1 rRNA gene is annotated in these 3204 nt (G+C 55.5%); it reads left to right on the top strand.

The features are described 5' to 3' along the window. Nucleotides 1–28: 28 nt before the first annotated feature. Nucleotides 29–3164, top strand: a 23S ribosomal RNA gene (locus tag AC1DDH_RS20320). Nucleotides 3165–3204 lie beyond the last annotated feature (40 nt).

The following is a 3204-nucleotide window of genomic DNA, read 5'->3' as shown; positions in this document are numbered from 1 at the left end:
TCTCGAAAATTACTCCTTGATCTTTTGTGGTCAAGTTTTTAAGAGCACACGGTGGATGCCTTGGCATTAGGAGCCGAAGAAGGACGTAGGAATCTGCGATAAGCCTGGGGGAGTCGATAACCGGACTGTGATCCCAGGGTGTCCGAATGGGGAAACCCCGCCAGGGGCGCGAGCTGCCTGGTGACCCGCATCTGAACACATAGGGTGCGTGGAGGGAACGCGGGGAAGTGAAACATCTCAGTACCCGCAGGAAGAGAAAACAATAGTGATTCCGTCAGTAGTGGCGAGCGAACGCGGATCAGGCTAAACCGTTCCATGTGTGATAGCCGGCGGGCGTTGCATGGTCGGGGTTGTGGGACTTCCCACTCCAGCTCTGCCGGGCTGGGAAGGTGAGAGTGCAGGCATAGGTGAACGGTCTTGAAAGGCCGGCCGTAGAGGGTGTGAGCCCCGTAACCGAAATGTTGTGCACCGCCTGGTGAAGTATCCCAAGTAGCACGGGGCCCGAGAAATCCCGTGCGAATCTGTCAGGACCACCTGATAAGCCTAAATACTCCCTAATGACCGATAGCGGACCAGTACCGTGAGGGAAAGGTGAAAAGTACCCCGGGAGGGGAGTGAAACAGTACCTGAAACCGTGTGCTTACAATCCGTCGGAGCCTCCGCGAGCGATCGTGTAGGGGTGACGGCGTGCCTTTTGAAGAATGAGCCTGCGAGTTAGTGTTACGTCGCGAGGTTAACCCGTGTGGGGAAGCCGTAGCGAAAGCGAGTCTGAATAGGGCGTTGCAGTGGCGTGATCTAGACCCGAAGCGAAGTGATCTACCCATGGCCAGGTTGAAGCGACGGTAAGACGTCGTGGAGGACCGAACCCACTTCAGTTGAAAATGGAGGGGATGAGCTGTGGGTAGGGGTGAAAGGCCAATCAAACTTCGTGATAGCTGGTTCTCCCCGAAATGCATTTAGGTGCAGCGTTGCGTGTTTCTTACCGGAGGTAGAGCTACTGGATGGCTAATGGGCCCTACAAGGTTACTGACGTCAGCCAAACTCCGAATGCCGGTAAGTGAGAGCGCAGCAGTGAGACTGTGGGGGATAAGCTTCATAGTCGAGAGGGAAACAGCCCAGACCACCAACTAAGGCCCCTAAGCGTGTGCTAAGTGGGAAAGGATGTGGAGTTGCGAAGACAACCAGGAGGTTGGCTTAGAAGCAGCCATCCTTAAAAGAGTGCGTAATAGCTCACTGGTCAAGTGATTCCGCGCCGACAATGTAGCGGGGCTCAAGTACACCGCCGAAGTTGTGGATTTCAGACATTAGCCAAGCCCTTGTGGTTCAGGCGTCTGGAGTGGTAGGGGAGCGTCGTGTGGGCAGTGAAGTCGCGGTGGAAACCAGCGGTGGAGCCTACACGAGTGAGAATGCAGGCATGAGTAGCGAAAGACGGGTGAGAAACCCGTCCGCCGGATGATCAAGGGTTCCAGGGTCAAGCTAATCTGCCCTGGGTAAGTCGGGACCTAAGGCGAGGCCGACAGGCGTAGTCGATGGACAACGGGTTGATATTCCCGTACCGGCGAAAAACCGCCCATGCTGAACAGGGGATACTAACCGCCCGAAACCTGCCCTAGCACCCTTCGGGGTGTGTGGGTTTTGGTGGAGCGCGGGACCTGATCCTGGGAGGCAAGCGTATTAACAGGTGTGACGCAGGAAGGTAGCCGAGCCGGGCGATGGTTGTCCCGGTCTAAGGATGTAGGGCGAACGGTAGGCAAATCCGCCGTTCATGATGCCTGAGATCTGACGGGACCCCCGTATGGGGGGATTCGGTGATCCTATGCTGCCGAGAAAAGCATCGACGCGAGGTTTTAGCCGCCCGTACCCCAAACCGACACAGGTGATCAGGTAGAGAATACTAAGGCGATCGAGAGAATTATGGTTAAGGAACTCGGCAAAATGCCCCCGTAACTTCGGGAGAAGGGGGGCCCCAACCTTGAACACCACTTGCTGGTGGGAGGGGATCGGGGCCGCAGAGACCAGGGGGAAGCGACTGTTTACTAAAAACACAGGTCCGTGCGAAGTCGCAAGACGATGTATACGGACTGACTCCTGCCCGGTGCTGGAAGGTTAAGAGGACCGGTTAGCCGCAAGGCGAAGCTGAGAATTTAAGCCCCAGTAAACGGCGGTGGTAACTATAACCATCCTAAGGTAGCGAAATTCCTTGTCGGGTAAGTTCCGACCTGCACGAATGGAGTAACGACTTCCCCGCTGTCTCAACCATAAACTCGGCGAAATTGCAGTACGAGTAAAGATGCTCGTTACGCGCAGCAGGACGGAAAGACCCCGAGACCTTTACTATAGTTTGGTATTGGTGTTCGGAGTGGCTTGTGTAGGATAGGTGGGAGACGTTGAAGCCCGGACGCCAGTTCGGGTGGAGTCATCGTTGAAATACCACTCTGGTCACTTTGGACATCTAACTTCGGCCCGTAATCCGGGTCAGGGACAGTGCCTGATGGGTAGTTTAACTGGGGCGGTTGCCTCCTAAAAAGTAACGGAGGCGCCCAAAGGTTCCCTCAGCCTGGTTGGCAATCAGGTGTCGAGTGTAAGTGCACAAGGGAGCTTGACTGTGAGAGAGACATCTCGAGCAGGGACGAAAGTCGGGACTAGTGATCCGGCGGTACATTGTGGAATGGCCGTCGCTCAACGGATAAAAGGTACCTCGGGGATAACAGGCTGATCTTGCCCAAGAGTCCATATCGACGGCATGGTTTGGCACCTCGATGTCGGCTCGTCGCATCCTGGGGCTGGAGTAGGTCCCAAGGGTTGGGCTGTTCGCCCATTAAAGCGGTACGCGAGCTGGGTTTAGAACGTCGTGAGACAGTTCGGTCCCTATCCGCTGCGCGCGCAGGAAATTTGAGAAGGGCTGTCCTTAGTACGAGAGGACCGGGACGGACGAACCTCTGGTGTGTCAGTTGTACTGCCAAGTGCACCGCTGATTAGCTACGTTCGGATGGGATAACCGCTGAAAGCATCTAAGCGGGAAGCTCGCTTCGAGATGAGATTTCCATACACCTTGTGTGTGAGAGGCCCCCAGCCAGACCACTGGGTTGATAGGCCGGATGTGGAAGCGAGGACTAACGACTCGTGAAGCTGACCGGTACTAATAGGCCGATAACTTACACCACACACTCTTCCCGTGAACGGATTCAAAAGACGTTCACACCA

The sequence above is a fragment of the Arthrobacter sp. 10T425 genome (genome assembly GCF_056393985.1).
Note: the sequence above shows the minus strand (reverse complement) of the source record. Positions and strands in the feature narration are given on the sequence as shown.